Here is a 16,477-nt window from a genome sequence, read left to right on the forward strand (position 1 = left end):
GGTGGGCTCATGCACGACATGCCTGCGCCGGTTCTCGCACCTGCAACGTTCCAGCATCGCCTGCTGGCCTGGTTCGATCATGCCGGGCGTCACGATCTGCCTTGGCAGCGTGAGCGCACACCCTACCGGGTCTGGGTCTCCGAGATCATGCTGCAGCAGACCCAAGTCACGACTGTGATTCCCTATTTCGAGCGCTTCATGGCGCACTTTCCTACCCTTGCCGCACTGGCCGCGGCGTCCCAGGACGAGGTGTTGCACCTGTGGACAGGGCTTGGCTACTACGCTCGCGGGCGTAACCTGCACAAGGCGGCTCGACAGGTCATGGAGAAGCATGGCGGTGAGCTGCCAGTGGAGAGTCTGGAAGCGCTTGCGGAGCTTCCCGGCATCGGTCGTTCCACCGCCGGAGCGATCATCGCCCAGAGCACTGGCCGACGAGCGGTGATACTCGACGGCAACGTCAAGCGCAGTCTGTCACGGTTGCATGCGGTGGAGGGCTGGCCGGGGCGGCCGGCGGTGGAGCGCAGGCTATGGGCCCTGGCCGAGCACTTCACACCCGAAGCGCGGGTGGCCGATTATACCCAGGCGATGATGGACCTCGGCGCGACCCTGTGCCGACGCGGTATGCCAGAGTGCGGGCGCTGCCCGTTCGCCGACGTCTGCGTGGCTCATGCCCGAGGCGAACAGCGTCGCTTCCCCGAATCGAAACCCAAGAAGGTGCTGCCGACGCGCGCCACCTTGATGCTGGTACTTCAGGATGCCGAAGGCCGGGTATTGCTCGAACAGCGGCCGGCCAGTGGACTGTGGGGCGGGCTGTGGGGATTGCCCCAGTTCGACGATCTTGCCGAGCTGCGCGCCTGGCTCGATGTGCACGCCCCCGGTGCGGCACTCGATCCGGCCTGGCCGGCCTTCAGTCATACGTTCAGTCATTTTCGCCTGGAGATCACTCCGCAGCCGGCGCGGATCGACGGGCTGGGCTCGGTCGGCGAGGCGCGTTGCTGGTACGATCCAGGCAGTCCCGAACGTATTGGCCTGGCGGCCCCAGTGAAGTCGTTGCTGGCGTCGCTCGTCCCGTTCACCCTGACGGCACCGACAGCGTCCTGAATGTTCGACCACCAAGCAAAGGAGATCACCATGGGTCAGACCGTATTCTGCCGCAAGTATCAGCAGGAACTCGAGGCACTGCCGTTCCCGCCGTTACCGGGCAAGAAGGGGCAGGAGATCCAGGCCAGCGTGTCAAAACGTGCCTGGGAAGAGTGGCAGGCATTGCAGACCCGGCTGATCAACGAGAAGCACCTCAACATGCTCGATCCCGAGGCGCGGGCCTATCTCAACGAGCAAATGGAGCGCTTCCTCGACAACCGTGAAACCGACCAGGCGGAAGGCTATGTACCGCCCGAGCGCTAGCCGATTGGCAGCGGTTCGAATCTGGCATCTGCATGAAACGAAAGGGTTGACGCTGCGGGTCTGATCTTGTTTAATACGCACCGTTGGCAGCGGCCAGATAGCTCAGTCGGTAGAGCAGGGGATTGAAAATCCCCGTGTCGGCGGTTCGATTCCGTCTCTGGCCACCACACTGCTGGGGTATCGCCAAGTGGTAAGGCACCGGTTTTTGGTATCGGCATTCCCAGGTTCGAATCCTGGTACCCCAGCCACGCCAACATCTATTCCCGATTCTGTAGCTCGCTTGGAATCGGTCCCGAGCCGGCATAGCTCAGTTGGTAGAGCAACTGACTTGTAATCAGTAGGTCCCGGGTTCGACTCCTGGTGCCGGCACCATCCGAGATGGATGAAATCGGAACGGCAAGCGACTTGCAGACACTAGAAACCGCCTTCGATGGCGGTTTTTTCGTGCTCTTGAAAGCGCAGCCCATCGCCACCACATCACGCTGCAAGGCCTTCTTGGGCCTTCCACCACGGCTGCACGCCGTTGAACGAGTTGGGACTGAAACTGATCACGGATACACAGGAGGTGATTGGATGACAGTACAGACTTCGTCCAACCGTAAGCTGAAACAGGCAACCGACTATGCCGTTGCCGATACCATGAGCACTCAGGTTCGCAGCGACGCGAACCGGTTGCATGATGCGTATCCTACCCGACTGACCAAGTCGCTCGACTCGCTGTGGATTGAGCGCCGCGAGGACGTCGTGCGCGGTAGTGCCGACGAGGGGCCGTTGAGTCAGGCGCAACTCGACGAGTTCGAGCGCAAGGGCTTCCTGTTCGAGCCCAACTTCATCAGCGGTGAGGAACTCGACGAACTGCGTCGGGAGCTTGCTGCCCTGCTCAGCCGCGATGACTTCCGCGGCCGCGATTTCAGTATCACCGAACCCGACAGCCAGGAGATCCGCTCGCTGTTCGCGGTGCACTTCCTCTCCCGGCGCTTCGCCAGTCTGGCACGCGACGAGCGTCTCGTTGGTCGGGTGCGCCAGATCCTTGGCGGCGACGCCTACGTGCACCAGTCGCGCATCAACTACAAGCCGGGCTTCGAGGGCAAGGGCTTCAACTGGCACTCCGACTTCGAGACCTGGCACGCCGAGGACGGCATGCCGGCCATGCATGCGGTGAGCGCTTCGATCGTGTTGACCGACAACCACGAGTTCAATGGTCCGTTGATGCTGATCCCCGGCTCGCACAAGTGCTTCGTGCCGTGCCTGGGCGAGACGCCGGACGATCATCACCGCCAGTCCTTGAAGCGCCAGGAGTTCGGCGTGCCGGGCCGCGAGGCGCTGCGCGAGCTGGTTGGTCGCCATGGCATCGAGGCGCCCAAGGGAGCGGCCGGTGGCCTGCTGCTATTTGACTGCAACACGCTGCATGGCTCGAATGCCAACATGTCGCCCGATCCGCGTAGCAACGTATTCTTCGTCTACAACCGGCGCGACAATGCCTGTGTCGAGCCCTTCGCCGCACGCCGCCGCCGCCCGAGCTTCCTCGCCCACGGGCCGGATGAGCAGTGGACGCCACGAGACTGACACCTATCGTTTCGATAGCGTCATCAGGGTGGAACGGAGCGCATGGTGCGGTAGACTGTGAGGCTTGTCGTTGAGAAGCGGCACGCATAACGAGAAGGAGAAGATCCGCCATGCGCTTTGTCCCCCGTTTTACCGATGGCCAGGAGTTTCCCCATTCGCTGGGCAAGATCGTTTGCATTGGCCGCAACTATGCCGATCACGCCAAGGAGCTGGACAACCCGATCCCCACCGAGCCGCTGCTGTTCATCAAGCCGGCAACCAGTGCGGTTCGTCTCGATGAGCCGCTTGAGCCTCCTTTCTCACGTGGCGAGGTGCACTACGAAGCGGAACTGGCGCTGCTGATCGGCGAACGATTGACCCACGCCACCTCCGATGAGGCCGAGCGTGCCATCGTCGGCATCGGCCTGGCGCTGGACCTGACCCTGCGCGACGTGCAGACCCGCTTGAAGGAGAAGGGGCATCCCTGGGAGATCGCCAAGTCGTTCGACGGCGCCTGTCCGCTGAGCGATTTCCTGCCGCTGAGTCGCGTACCGAACTGGAACGCGTTGACCTTCGAGCTGGAGATCGACGGCGAGCTGCGCCAGCACGGCGAGGGCGCCGACATGCTGTTCCCCGTGCCCACTCTTGTGGCCGAGATGAGCCGCCACTTCACTCTCGAACCGGGCGACGTGGTCATTACCGGTACCCCCGAGGGGGTTGGTGAACTGCCGCGTGGCGCCAAGCTGCGCCTGACCCTCACCGGAGGTCTCGAGGTCACGGCGCAGGTGGTCGAGTAACGTCTTGCCCTGAGCGGCGCGTAGTACCCAACGACGACGCCCCCGCGGCTTGGCCGCGGGGGCGTCGTGTCGTTTACGCTCGGTGTGTCGCTATTCGAGCCAGATCTATTCGAGCCAAGTCTATTCGAGCCAAGTCTATTCGAGATAGGTGTAGCCCTGCAGGCCCGCTGAGAGATCGTCGAGGAAATGCTCTTGCTCTTCCGCCGACAGCCCACTGTCGGCCAGTTGGCCGGCGAGCCGGTCGCGTAGCACCTTGGCGTCGAAGTTGACGTAGGCGAGCACGTCGGAGACCCGGTCGCCATGCTGGGCGTGGCTCAGCACCCACTCGCCATTCTCGTCCAGGGCGGCGTCGACGGAGTCGGTGTCACCGAACAGATTGTGAAGATCGCCCAGGATTTCCTGATAGGCGCCGACCAGGAAGAAGCCTAGCAGGCGCTCCTCGTCATCACGCCACTCCGGCAGCGGCAGGGTGGTCTCCACGCCCTGGCCGTCGACATAACCGTCGATGCGACCATCGCTGTCGCAGGTGATGTCCTGGATCACGCCGCGCCGGCTGGGCTCGCGGTTGAGCCCGGTGAGCGGCAGTACCGGGAAGATCTGGTCGATGCCCCACACGTCGGGCACCGACTGGAACAGCGAGAAGTTGACGAACAGCTTGTCGGCGAGCTTCTCGGCCAGCTCGTCGATGATCTCGCGGTGGGCGCGGTTGCGGCTGTCGAGACGCTCGCGCAGGCGCGCGCAGGCGGCGAAGTAGACGCCCTCCGCCTCGGCGCGCACGGTGATGTCGGCCAGCCCCATGAGGAAGCGGTCGTGCATCTCGCTCATGGCCTGCAGCAGGTCGTGCCACGCCTCGACCAGCTCGCGCGGCTCCACCGAGCCGTTGAGCAGGTCGTGGACCCGCCACAGCTCGTCGAGCTGGGGGTCGTCCTCGGCCAGACGTTCGGGCGCTTCGTCGTTGACCCGCTCCTCGCCGATCACGTTGGCGATCAGCACCGCATGATGCGCGGTAAGCGCGCGGCCCGATTCGCTGACCAGGTGAGGGTGGGGAATCTCCGCCTCGTTGCAGGCCTGGGCGAAGGCGCTGACCACGTTACGTGCATACTCGCGCATGGAGTAGTTGATCGAGCAGAAACTGCGCGAGCGGGTGCCCTCGTAGTCGATACCCAGACCGCCGCCGACGTCGACGGTGTCGATCGGTGCTCCAAGTGCCAGCAGGCTCTGGTAGAAGCGCGCGCATTCGCGCAGGCCGACCTGGATGTCGCGGATGTTGGCGATCTGCGAGCCCAGGTGGAAGTGCACCAGCTGTAGGCTGCCCAGCGAGCCGGCTTCACGCAGACGCTCCACCACGGCCAACATCTGGCTGGCGGTGAGGCCGAACTTGGATTTCTCGCCGCCGGTATCCTGCCACTTGCCCATGCCCACCGAAGCCAGGCGGGCGCGCAGGCCAATACGTGGGGTGACGCCAAGGCTCTCGGCTTCCTCCAGGATCAGCGGCAGCTCGGAGAATTTCTCCACCACCAGATAGACCCGGTGGCCGAGCTTCTCGCCCATCAGCGCCAGGCGGATGTACTCGCGGTCCTTGTAGCCGTTGCACACGATCAGCGAGGGACCGTCGGCGGAGAGTGCCAGCACGGCAAGCAGCTCCGGCTTGCTGCCGGCCTCGAGGCCGACCCGGCCGTGACCGCGCTCGCGGGTGGCAAGGATCTCCTCGACCACACGGCGCTGCTGGTTGACCTTGATCGGATACACGGCGGTATAGCCGCCAAGATACTCCTCTTCCTGCATGGCCAAGTCGAAGGCGTCGCACAACTGTTCGACACGGTCATGTAGGATGTCGCTGAAACGCACCAGCACCGGCAGGCGCAGGCCGGCCTCGCGGAGTTCATCTACCAGCGGCGCCAGCGGCAGTGCCGGGCCCTCGGCTTCGCTGCCGAGGGGACGTACCAAGGCGTGGCCATGATCGTCGACATCGAAATAGCCGCTGCCCCACTGGTCGATGTTCCAAGTGCGGCGGGCCCGCTGGGCGGGTCCTGAGACAGCTCCCATGGATAGGCTCATGTATCGCTCGCTTCGGGCAGGGGCAGGGCGCCATGTTTCAGGCGTGCCGTGAGAATGGTATGGAACTGCGCTGGATCATGTGGCGTCAGGTCGTGAGCCGGCGGGTCCACGTAGACCACCAGCAGTCGTGACAGCCAGTAACGCAGCGCGGTCATGCGCAGCATCGTGGGCCATACCTCGCGCTCCGCGGAGGTCAGCGGCCGACGTGCCTGATAGGCCTGGACAATGGCGTCGTGGCGTTCACGGTCCAGGCGCCCGTCGGGATCGGAGGCCCAATCATTGATCACCACGGCCAGATCGAACAGCAGGTCGCCGGTACAACCATTGTAGAAATCGATGATGCCACCCAGGCGGTTGCCCTCGAACAGGGTGTTGTCGCGGAACAGGTCGCCATGCAGGGCGCCGTGAGGCAGTGCCGGGGCAGCGCCGAACACGCCCTGGTAGATTTCCACCTCATCCTTCATCAGGGCTTGGTCCTCGGGCGAGAGATAGCCCAGCACCCTGTGATGCATGGCCACCAGCCAACTGAGATCGCGCGGATTGGGGCGATGCCCGGGAAAGTGCTGTGAGACCACATGCATGCGTCCCAGCGCCTCACCCAAGGCGCGGCACTGCGCCAGGTTGGGCGACATGGGATGCCGGCCGGGCAGGCGCGGGAACAACAGTGAAGGCTTGCCGGCCAGGCTATGCAGGGCAATGCCTTCACGGTCGTGCACTGGCCCTGGCACCGGCAAGCGATGTTCGTCGAGATAGTCGAGCAGGTCGACGAAGAACGGCAGCTCCTCATGCTCGCCCTGCTCGAACAGCGTCAGTACCAGCTCCCGCCGGTCGGTAGTAACGAAGAACGTCGTATTCTCGGTGCCTCCGGCAACCCCTTCCAGGGACACCAGATTGCCGACATCGAAACGCCTGAGAAACTCTGCGACCTGTGCGTCGCTCAACGGGGTGAATACGGCCATGTGTCTCTCGCCCAGGTTGCCAAGCCGCCTATTGTAGCGTCTTGGCACTTCGATGCACGCCTGCTGGACACGTTCCGCCATTCACGAAGCCATCACCCGACCTGGCGGCTAGAAGTGGATCAGCACCCACTGGGGCACGGCGACCCGGTCGCCCTCCTGGCGCTCGAAATTGCCGTCGCCGTCATGGTCGACGAGGAAGTAGCTGGGCCCGCGGCGCGGACGAATCTCGATGGCATAGAGCTGACCGTTGACGCGGTACTCACGAATGGTGCGATCCTCCTCCTGACGGATGGTGATGTCGGGCTCGACATCGGCGGACGACTGGGCCAGGGCGGGGGCGGCCGACACCATGCCGAGCCCCAATGAGAGCAGAGTGACAGCGAGGATGCGGCGTGAAACGTTCATGGTGGGCCTCCAGAGATCGCTTGCGACGAACGCTGCACCGAGTGACTGCCCCGGTGTGCGATTAACCTCAGTGTATGACGTTGGACCGCATGATCCCAACGATGGCGGCAAAAGCGGCGCGCAATGCGTATCATGGCTGATCAAGATCACATTTTCTTGCACAGACCCAACGGATGCCGATACATGGCCGCTACGCCCATCGTTCTCGTCGACGGTTCGTCCTATCTCTACCGCGCCTTTCACGCTCTGCCGCCGCTGACCACCTCTTCCGGTCAGCCCACCGGTGCCGTCAAGGGCGTGCTCAACATGCTCAAACGGTTGATCAAGGATTACCCGGACAGTCCCATGGCGGTGGTCTTCGATGCCAAGGGCAAGACCTTCCGCGATGAGCTGTTCGAGCAGTACAAGGCCCAACGCCCGCCGATGCCCGACGACCTGCGCAGCCAGGTGGAGCCGCTCTATGCCTGTATCCGCGCCCTGGGCCTGCCGCTGCTGTGTGTCGAGGGCGTCGAGGCCGACGATGTCATCGGTACCTTGGCCAGGCATGCTACCGAGGCGGGACGCGACGCGGTGATCTCCACCGGTGACAAGGACATGGCGCAGTTGGTGAACTCGCACATCACCCTGGTCAATACCATGAAGGACGAGACTCTCGACGCGGAAGGGGTCAAGGCAAAGTTCGGCCTACCGCCGGAGTTGATCATCGATTACCTGGCATTGATGGGCGACAAGGTAGACAACATCCCAGGCGTGCCGGGGGTGGGCGAGAAGACTGCGCTGGGCTTGCTGCAAGGCATGGGGGGAGGGCTCGACACCATCTATGCCGACCTCGACCGTGTCGCCACGCTCGACTTCCGCGGCGCCAAGTCACTGCCGAAGAAGCTCGACGAGCACCGTGAGATGGCCTATCTCTCCTACCAGTTGGCCACCATCAAGACCGACTGCGAGCTGCCGGTGGGGCTCGACGACCTCGATATTGCCCATCCCGATCGCGAGGCACTCAAGCGGCTCTACACCGAGCTCGAGTTCAAGGCCTGGCTCTCCGAGTTGCTCTCCGGCAAGGATGAGGGCGTCGATGACGTCGAGCGTGGCGCCGGGGTGGCCGGCACGGCTGCCGCAGGCAACCTTGACCCGCAGGCACCGCCAGCCAGCGTGGCCGCCTGCAAGAACCATCTGATCCTGACCCAGGCCGAACTCGACGAGTGGCTGGCTCGGCTCGGCGCCTGCGAGGCCTTCTGCTTCGATCTCGAGACCAACAGTCTCAACTACATGGATGCCGAGATCGTCGGCGTGGGGCTGGCGCTCGAACCCGGCGAGGCGGCTTACGTGCCGCTGGCACACGACTACCTCGACGTGCCCGAGCAGCTCGACCGGGCTGCCGTGCTTGCCGCCCTCAAGCCGCTGCTGGAGGACCCCTGCCGCGGCAAGATCGGCCAGAATCTCAAGTACGACATCTCGGTGCTGGCCAACTACGACATTCGGGTGCGTGGGCCGCTCACTGACACCATGCTCGAATCCTACGTGCTCAACTCCACCGCCACTCGTCACGACATGGATTCGCTGGCGCTGAAATACCTGGGCCAGAAGACGGTGAGCTTCGAGGAGATCGCCGGCAAGGGCGCCAAGCAGCTCACCTTCAACCAGATTGACTTCGAGCAGGCCGTACCCTACGCCTGCGAGGACGTCGACGTGACCCTGCGCCTGCACTGCGAGCTGAGGCCACGCATCGAGGCAGAGGGGCGCTTGGCCGAAGTGCTCGATAGTATCGAGCGGCCGCTGATCCCGGTGCTCTCGCGTATCGAGCGCACCGGGGTGGCGATCGATGCCGCGCGGCTGCACGCCCAGAGCCAGGAGCTCGAAGCGCGCATCGCCGAGCTGGAAACCCGTGCCTTCGAGCTGGCCGGACGCGAGTTTAACCTTGGCTCACCCAAGCAGTTGGGCGAGATCCTGTTCGAAGAGCAGAAGATCCCGGTGATCAAGAAGACGCCCAAGGGAGCGCCTTCCACCGCCGAAGCCGTGCTCGAGGAGCTGGCGCTGGACTACCCGCTGCCCAAGGTGATCATGGAGCATCGCGGCCTGGCCAAGCTCAAGTCGACCTACACCGATAAGCTGCCGCGGCTGGTCAACAAGCGCACCGGGCGGCTGCACACCAGCTATCATCAGGCGGTTGCTGCCACCGGCCGGCTCTCCTCGAGCGACCCCAACCTGCAGAACATCCCCATCCGCACCGAGGAGGGGCGTAAGATTCGCCAGGCTTTCATCGCCCGGCCCGGCTATCGCATCGTCGCCGCCGACTACTCGCAGATCGAGCTGCGCATCATGGCGCATCTCTCCGCGGACGAGGGGCTGCTCTCGGCCTTTGCCGAGGGGAGCGATATCCATGCCGCTACTGCGGCCGAGGTCTTCGGCGTACCGCTGGAGAAGGTCTCGGGGGAGCAGCGGCGCAGCGCCAAGGCGATCAACTTCGGGCTGATCTACGGCATGAGCGCCTGGGGCCTGTCCAAACAGCTACGCATCGAGCGCAGCCAGGCGCAGACCTACATCGACCGCTACTTCGACCGCTACCCGGGCGTGGCCCGCTACATGGACCGCATCCGCGCCCAGGCCGCCGAGGATGGCTACGTCGAAACCGTGTATGGCCGCCGCCTCTACCTGCCCGAGATCCGCGCCCAGAACCATGCCCGGCGTCAGGCCGCTGAGCGTACTGCGATCAATGCGCCGATGCAGGGCACTGCAGCTGACATCATCAAGCGCGCCATGATCGCAGTCGACGCCTGGCTGCAGGAGAGCGCCTTTGACGCCTGCATGGTGATGCAGGTCCACGACGAACTGGTGTTCGAGGTTGGCGAAGGGCAGGTGAATGAGTTCATCGACGAGGTGAAGGCGCGCATGCAGGCCGCCGCCGAACTCAGCGTACCGCTCATCGTCGAGGCCGAGAGTGGAGTCAATTGGGACGAAGCCCACTAGGGAAACACTGCACAAATGCCTGCGCGAGCGAATCGCTGCGTTGCGCGGAATCCTCACCTATACCCCATAGGCTCCGGTTCCTGTGCTCCGTGCGCCTTGCGCTTCATCTCGCTCGTCGATTTGTTCAGCGTTCCCGAGGTACCCAATGAAAATGCCACCGCGGCTGCGGTGGCATTTTTCGTTTCGAGCCTATTGGCTAAGGCTTACCGCCAGCCGACACGATCGAAGATCCTGATCGCTTCCGGGTTGTTCTCGCCCAGCACGCTGATGTTCAGGTCGTCCTTCTTCAGCTCGCCCCAGGATTTCAGTGTTTCGTCCATGTTCACACCGTCTACGACCGGATACTCGTAGTTGCCAGCGGCGAAGAATTCCTGAGCGGTGTCGGAGGCCAGGAACTCGAGGAAGCGGATGGCGTTCTCGCGGTTCGGCGAGGTGGCGACGACGCCCGCGCCGCCGACGTTGACGTGAATGCCGCGGTCGTCCTGATTGGGGAACAGAATGTCTACGCTTTCAGCAACGTTGCGGTCGGCTTCGCTGTCGGAGTTGAGTAGGCGAACGTAGTAGTAGTGGTTAGCCACGGCCAGGTCGCACTCGCCGGCAGCGACGGCACGAATCTGGTCGGTATCGCCGCCCTCGGGCTGACGCGCCAGGTTGGTGACGATGCCCTGGGCCCAAGCCTCGGCCTCTTCCGCGCCATGGTGGTCGATCATGGCCGCCAGCAGCGACTGGTTATAGATGTTGTTGGATGAGCGAATGCAGATTTCACCTTCCCAGCGCGGGTCGGTCAGGTCCTCGTAGGAGGTGATGTCGCTGGGGTCGACGTTTTCTGGATTGTAGAAGATCGCCCGTACGCGCTGGCTGAAGCCGAACCACTTGCCCTCCGGGTGGCGCATGGAATCCGGCAGGCGCTCCGCCAGTACGTCGGATTCGATTCCCTGGAAGATGCCCTCCTGCTCGGCACGCCACAGACGACCGGCATCCACGGTGATCATCACGTCGGCGGGGCTGGCAATACCTTCACGCTGAATGCGCTCGATCAGCTCATCGGAGCTGCCTTCCAGCAGATTGACCTTGATACCGGTCTCGTCGGTGAAAGCCTGATAGAGCTGCTCATCGACGTCGTAATGGCGCGCCGAGTAGAGGTTGACCTCGTCGGCTGCTACGGTGGTGGCAAAGGCCGAGCCGGCGATCGCGGCGACAAGGGGAGCGACGAGACGGTTGCGCTGGTACATTCTGCTTCTACCTCAAGGCTGGGTGGATGAGTACGTATTTAAAACGATAATACGTTGCATTACGTTAAGTTTCATTGAAGCGCTTCGCGTATGCGTCGTCAACCCGTTTCGCCCATTGCTCATTCACGATGTGCCGCAGTTCTGACCGTAGGCAAGGAGAGCGCAGAAATGAAGACGAATGAGAGTAAATTCCAAACGCGTTCGCTGGACATTTCGGGTACGATGAATTTCATAACTTTCTTGACCAAGTCACACCTATGACTAGCCAATCGAAGCCCACTGCACTTGGGCACACCCCCTATCGCCAGCCAGCCGCGCTGAGCATGGAGGACGTCCACCACACATTCGACGGTCTGGCCGCCGTTCGAGGCGTCGACCTCGACGTGATGCCCGGTGAGGTCGTCTGCCTGCTGGGGCCATCGGGCTGCGGCAAGACGACACTGCTGCGTATCGCCGCCGGCCTCGAAGTGCTGCAGCAGGGGCGCGTGACACTCAACGGCGGCGAGATAGCAGTGCCGAAGGGCAGGCACGTGCCGCCGGAGAAACGCAACGTTGGCCTGGCCTTCCAGGATTCGGCGCTGTTTCCTCATCTCACGGTGCTGGAGAACGTGACCTTTGGACTCAAGGGCGAGCCGCCTCGTCAGGGGCGCGAGCGTGCCTTGCACCTGCTCGAACAACTGGGCATGGCTGCCTACGCCGAGTCCTATCCGCATATGCTCTCCGGCGGACAGCAGCAGCGCGTGGCGCTGGCGCGTGCCTTGGCTCCGTCACCTCAACTGATGCTGCTCGATGAGCCCTTCTCCAGCCTCGATGCGCGTCTGCGCGACCGTATCCGCGATGACACCCTGCACGTGCTCAAGAAGGTCGGCGCAGCGACCCTGCTGGTGACCCACGACCCTGAAGAGGCCATGTTTATGGCCGACCGCATTGCGCTGATGCGCGATGGTCGCATCGTCCAGGTGGGTACGCCGCGGGAGCTCTACTGCGCTCCCTGCGATCCCTTCGTGGTGGCATTCTTCGGTGAGGTGAACGAACTGCAGGGCGAGGTGCGCGATGGCAGGGTGATGACACCGGTGGGAGCAGTTGAAGCTGGCTGGCTCCCGGAAGGAAGCCAGGCTCAGGTAATGATTCGGCCCGAGGCGCTGCGCATCACCGAGCACTTCGCGCCGGCCCCGGAGCATCGCTACAGCCACGTGGTCATGTCCAAGTTGCTGGGGCGTAGCAGTCTGCTGCACATCTGCGCTCACGGTGAGGACGGCAGCGAAGCCCACCTGCATGCTCGGGTGCCCGGCGTCTTCCTGCCTGCCGAGGGGCAACGGGTGGACATTCACCTCGACCTGTCGCAGGTCTTCGTCTTTCCCTCAGCGCTTGCCTGAACCGGGGCGAGAGTGGCGCATGGCCATGCTTAGCAGCACCACCGGGATGATACCGACAGCCACGATAGCCAGAGAGGCGGTCGAGGCCTCGGCCAGCCTCTCGTCCGAGGCCAGGCTGTAGGCTCTTACCGCCAGGGTGTCGAAATTGAAGGGGCGCAGGATGATAGTCGCTGGCAGCTCCTTCATGATGTCAACGAAGACCAAGATGCCCGCCGCGAACAGGCTGCCGCGCATGATCGGAGTATGCACGCGCTTGAGCGTGCCGGCCGGGGTTTGACCCAGGGTGCGTGCCGCGGCATCCATGCTCGGCGTCACCTTGCCCAGGCTTGCCTCCACGGTGTTGAACGAAACCGCCAGGAAGCGCACCACATAGGCGTAGACCAGGATAAATGCCGTGCCGCTGAAGATCAGGCCGACGATCATGCCGTAGTGGGCGTGCAGCCAGGTGTTGACGCTATTGTCGAGCCAGGCGAAGGGAATCAGGATGCCCACCGCGATCACCGAGCCTGGGATGGCATAGCCCATCGAGGCGATGCGTGTGGCGATGCGTGTCAGCGGACTGTCGTGCAGCCGCACACCATAGCTGAGTATCACGGCCAGACCCACAGCGATCAGCGAGGCGATTACCGCCAGCTTCAGGCTGTTCCAGGCAAAGCCGAGAAAACGTGTGCCCCAAAGGGCGTCACCGGATGTGATGGCCATTTGCGCCAGCAGGCCACTGGGAATGAGGAAGCCGATCAGCACCGGCAGGGCACAGGCGGTGAAGGCCGCCGTGGCACGCCAGCCGTGCAGGCGGTACTCGGGCAACTGCTGGTAGCGGTTGGTGGTATGAAAGTACTGGCGTTTACCCCGCGACCAGCGCTCGAGCAGGACCAGCAGGATGACGAAGAGCAACAGGCAGGCAGCGAGCTGGGCGGCGGCGACCTGCTCACCGAGGCCGAACCAGGTGCGGTAGATGCCGGTGGTGAAAGTGTCGACGCCGAAGAACTGCACCGCACCGAACTCGTTCAGCGTTTCCATCAGCACCAGCGAGACGCCGCCAACGATGGCCGGGCGTGCCAGTGGCACGGCCACCGTGGCGAACAGGTTCCAAGGGCCGCGACCCAGCGTACGGCCAACGTCGAGCACGCACACCGACTGCTCGAGGAAGGCGGCTCTGGCCAGCAGGTAGACATAGGGGTACAGCACCAGGGTGATCAGCGTGGCGGCACCGCCCAGCGAGCGAATGTTGGGGAAGTAGTAATCGCCGCGGCTCCAGTCGAAGATCTCGCGCAACCAGCTCTGCAAGGGGCCGGCGTATTGCAGAAAGTCAGTATAGGCGTAGGCGATCACGTAGGTCGGAACGGCTAGCGGCAGCAGCAGCGCCCATTCGAAGATTCGCCGCCCCGGAAAGCGGCACATTACCACCAGCCAGGCGGCACCGGTGCCGATCACCATGGTGCCCAAGCCGACCGTGACGGTGAGGTAGGCCGTATTGCCCAGGTAGCGGCCCAGCACCGTGCTGGCCAGGTGCTGCCAGACCCCCTGCGTCGGCATCACGATATGGGCAAGCACCACGATCACCGGTAGGGCGACGACGAGTGCCACACTCAGGATCAGCAGCGTCCAGGGGCTCAGGCGATGCGATACGGAGGTAAGGCCGGTAGTAGCGGAACGGAACAAACGGGAACTCCTTCACTGGCCGGCGTGACAGCGCAGTAAAATGCGATACGGTAACGGGTGGAAATGATACCAGTTGGCACGGAATGCTGCAGCCGGCATGCGCTGACCGGCATCAAGGAAAGCGCCCGTATCCGGTGATACGGGCGCCGAGAGTGGAGGAAGGCGCAGGAAGCGGATCAGTAGCCGAGCATGAGCGACGGTAGCCCCGTCACCAGCACGGGGAAGAACGCCATCAGCAGGCAGGCCAGCACGATCAGCGCGCAGAAGGGAATCACCGCCTTGTAGAGGTCGATGATCTCGACCCCCTTGGGCGCCACGCCCTTGAGGTAGAACAGCGCATAGCCGAACGGCGGGGTGAGGAAGGAGGTCTGCAGCACCACCGCCACCATCACCACGAACCACAGCACGTCGACCCCCATGTCGGCGACGATCGGCAGCATGATCGGGAAGCTGAGCAGCACGATGCCGGTCCAGTCGAGGAACATGCCCAGGAGGAAGACCAGGAACAGCATCAGGATCAGCGCCCCGGTGGTGCCGCCGGGCATCGCCATGACCAGTTCGCTGATCACCGTCATGCCCCCGCCGCGGGAGAACACCCCGGTGAAGGCGGTGGCGCCGACCAGCACCAGCATCACCATGGCGGTGGTCTTGCTGGCATCGATCAGTGTCCTGAAGCAGGTGGTGAGCTTGCGGTCACCGAAGATCAGGAACAGCAGGAAGGCGATCCCCACGCCAATGGCCGAGGCCTCGGTGGCGGTGGCGATGCCGGTGAACAGCGCACCGAGCACACCGAGGATCAGGGTCATTGGCGGCAGCACGTACTTGGCCAGCATGGCCAGCAGTTCGCCGGTGGAGACGTTGGCCCGCTCCTCGGCGGGTACCGGCGGACCATAGGCCGGCTTGACCAGGCAGATCACCAGCACGTAGAGGGCGTACATGGCGCCGAGCAGCAGTCCCGGCACCAGCGCACCGGCGAACAGCGCCCCCACCGACACCGGCGAATAGCTCGCCATCAGGATCAGCATGATGCTGGGTGGGATCAGGATGCCCAGGCAGCCGCTGGCCATGATCACACCGGTGCTGAGTTCCTTGTTGTAGCCATACTTGAGCATGGGCGCGAGGGCGATCATGCCCATCACCGCGATCGAGGCACCGACGATGCCGGTGGTGGCGGCGAGCAGCACCGAGACGATGACCACGGTCAGCGCCAGGCCGCCGCGGAGATTGGCCAGTAGCAGGCGCATCGCCTCGAACATCTTCTCGGTGACGCCTGAGTCGTTGAGGAAGCGCGCCATCAGCACGAACAGGGGGATGGCCACCAGGACGTAGTTGTCCATGGCGTTGCCATAAATGTTGTTGATGATGGTGCCGAGCACGCGCTCGCCCGGCCCCAGATAGGCGCCGATGACAGCGACGCCGCCCAGTACGAAGGCCAGCGGATGGCCCATGAACAGCCCGACGAGCAGGCCGCCGAACATCACCAGGGTCAGCATTTCCGGACTCAGGTTCATGCGGCTTCCTCCCGGAGCTGACGAACGGCGCGGATGACGATGGCAAGGGCCTGCAGCAGGATCAGCGCCGCCGCCAGCACGATCACCCCCTTCACGGGATAAACGGGAATGGAGACCACGCCATAGGTGGTTTCACCACGGCTGTAGGAGCGCATGAAGAAGCTCCAGCCCAGTGTCAACATCATCCAGATGAAGGGGACGAAGAAGATCAGGTAACCGAGCAGGTCGAGTACTGCCTGCTTCTTGCGCGACAACAGGCGCTTGAGCACATCGACCTCGACGTGGGCATGATGGCGCAGCGCGTAGGCGGCCATTAGCATGAAATGGGCGCCGAACAGCATCTTGGTGATGTCGAAGGCCCAGTCGCTCGGTCGCCCGGTGAACAGGCGCAGGGCAATATCGTAGAGCACCACCAGGGTGATGATGGCGATCAGCGGTGCGATGACTCGCCCGAACACCTCGTTGAGCGTGTCGATCGCCTTGGCAATCGCATTCATGGGTCAAGTCTCCGACCTCAGGACTGAAACGCCCCGGCCAGGCACCGGGGCGACGTGAGGAGCG

Annotated in this window: 13 protein-coding genes and 3 tRNA genes; 9 read left to right on the top strand and 7 right to left on the bottom strand. The window is 63.5% G+C overall.

Annotated features, from left to right (window positions below):
• The first annotated feature begins 9 nt into the window (after positions 1 to 9).
• The 7 genes from mutY to HOP51_RS19930 all read left to right on the top strand — a co-directional run bounded on the left by mutY (position 10) and on the right by HOP51_RS19930 (position 3,746).
• Positions 10 to 1,101: an A/G-specific adenine glycosylase gene (gene mutY / locus HOP51_RS19900; RefSeq protein ID WP_234275616.1), complete on the top strand. Its 1,092-nt coding sequence runs from the start codon at positions 10 to 12 to the stop codon at positions 1,099 to 1,101.
• A 30-nt stretch (positions 1,102 to 1,131) separates the two neighbouring features.
• Positions 1,132 to 1,404, top strand: coding sequence for an oxidative damage protection protein (locus HOP51_RS19905; RefSeq protein ID WP_159555180.1), 273 nt, complete (start codon positions 1,132 to 1,134; stop codon positions 1,402 to 1,404).
• A 91-nt stretch (positions 1,405 to 1,495) separates the two neighbouring features.
• Positions 1,496 to 1,571: transfer RNA gene (locus HOP51_RS19910), tRNA-Phe, on the top strand.
• Between the two features lie 6 nt (positions 1,572 to 1,577).
• Positions 1,578 to 1,652: transfer RNA gene (locus HOP51_RS19915), tRNA-Gln, on the top strand.
• Positions 1,653 to 1,700: 48 nt separating this feature from the next.
• Positions 1,701 to 1,776: transfer RNA gene (locus HOP51_RS19920), tRNA-Thr, on the top strand.
• 201 nt (positions 1,777 to 1,977) lie between these two features.
• Positions 1,978 to 2,970 carry an ectoine hydroxylase gene (gene thpD / locus HOP51_RS19925; protein ID WP_234275617.1) on the top strand — a complete coding sequence of 331 codons (993 nt, stop codon included), beginning with the start codon at positions 1,978 to 1,980 and terminating at the stop codon, positions 2,968 to 2,970.
• A gap of 110 nt (positions 2,971 to 3,080) precedes the next feature.
• Positions 3,081 to 3,746 carry a fumarylacetoacetate hydrolase family protein gene (locus tag HOP51_RS19930; RefSeq protein ID WP_234275618.1) on the top strand — a complete coding sequence of 222 codons (666 nt, stop codon included), beginning with the start codon at positions 3,081 to 3,083 and terminating at the stop codon, positions 3,744 to 3,746.
• Positions 3,747 to 3,881: 135 nt separating this feature from the next.
• Here the strand turns inward: HOP51_RS19930 and speA are convergent, their stop codons facing one another.
• From speA to HOP51_RS19945, 3 genes are all read right to left on the bottom strand, one after another.
• Positions 3,882 to 5,792 (bottom strand): biosynthetic arginine decarboxylase, encoded by a 1,911-nt coding sequence (gene speA / locus HOP51_RS19935; protein ID WP_234275619.1) that lies wholly within the window; start codon positions 5,790 to 5,792, stop codon positions 3,882 to 3,884.
• An 8-nt stretch (positions 5,793 to 5,800) separates the two neighbouring features.
• Positions 5,801 to 6,763, bottom strand: a complete 963-nt coding sequence (locus tag HOP51_RS19940) for a homoserine kinase (protein WP_234275620.1) — start codon at positions 6,761 to 6,763, stop codon at positions 5,801 to 5,803.
• A 108-nt stretch (positions 6,764 to 6,871) separates the two neighbouring features.
• On the bottom strand, positions 6,872 to 7,168 hold the full coding sequence (locus tag HOP51_RS19945; RefSeq protein WP_234275621.1) for a DUF2782 domain-containing protein: 297 nt from the start codon (positions 7,166 to 7,168) through the stop codon (positions 6,872 to 6,874).
• A gap of 183 nt (positions 7,169 to 7,351) precedes the next feature.
• Here HOP51_RS19945 and polA point away from each other — a divergent pair, with 183 nt between their 5' ends.
• Positions 7,352 to 10,135: a DNA polymerase I gene (polA, locus tag HOP51_RS19950; RefSeq protein WP_234275622.1), complete on the top strand. Its 2,784-nt coding sequence runs from the start codon at positions 7,352 to 7,354 to the stop codon at positions 10,133 to 10,135.
• A 203-nt stretch (positions 10,136 to 10,338) separates the two neighbouring features.
• On the opposite strand, the gene HOP51_RS19955 is transcribed toward polA, so the two are convergent.
• On the bottom strand, positions 10,339 to 11,367 hold the full coding sequence (locus tag HOP51_RS19955; RefSeq protein WP_234275623.1) for a Fe(3+) ABC transporter substrate-binding protein: 1,029 nt from the start codon (positions 11,365 to 11,367) through the stop codon (positions 10,339 to 10,341).
• Between the two features lie 257 nt (positions 11,368 to 11,624).
• Here HOP51_RS19955 and HOP51_RS19960 point away from each other — a divergent pair, with 257 nt between their 5' ends.
• A complete protein-coding gene (locus tag HOP51_RS19960; RefSeq protein ID WP_234275624.1) occupies positions 11,625 to 12,743 on the top strand; it encodes an ABC transporter ATP-binding protein in 1,119 nt (372 codons plus the stop codon).
• Here the strand turns inward: HOP51_RS19960 and HOP51_RS19965 are convergent.
• The 3 genes from HOP51_RS19965 to HOP51_RS19975 all read right to left on the bottom strand — a co-directional run bounded on the left by HOP51_RS19965 (position 12,729) and on the right by HOP51_RS19975 (position 16,413).
• Positions 12,729 to 14,405 (bottom strand): ABC transporter permease, encoded by a 1,677-nt coding sequence (locus HOP51_RS19965; protein WP_234275625.1) that lies wholly within the window; start codon positions 14,403 to 14,405, stop codon positions 12,729 to 12,731. The two genes, HOP51_RS19960 and HOP51_RS19965, sit on opposite strands and share 15 nt — an antisense overlap.
• Before the next feature lie 176 nt (positions 14,406 to 14,581).
• Positions 14,582 to 15,916: a TRAP transporter large permease gene (locus tag HOP51_RS19970; protein WP_234275626.1), complete on the bottom strand. Its 1,335-nt coding sequence runs from the start codon at positions 15,914 to 15,916 to the stop codon at positions 14,582 to 14,584.
• Positions 15,913 to 16,413, bottom strand: coding sequence for a TRAP transporter small permease subunit (locus tag HOP51_RS19975; protein WP_234274983.1), 501 nt, complete (start codon positions 16,411 to 16,413; stop codon positions 15,913 to 15,915). Before HOP51_RS19975 ends, HOP51_RS19970 begins: the two co-directional genes overlap by 4 nt.
• Positions 16,414 to 16,477: the final 64 nt, after the last annotated feature.

Source organism: Billgrantia zhangzhouensis (genome assembly GCF_021404465.1).
Classification (GTDB): Bacteria; Pseudomonadota; Gammaproteobacteria; order Pseudomonadales; family Halomonadaceae; genus Halomonas; species Halomonas zhangzhouensis.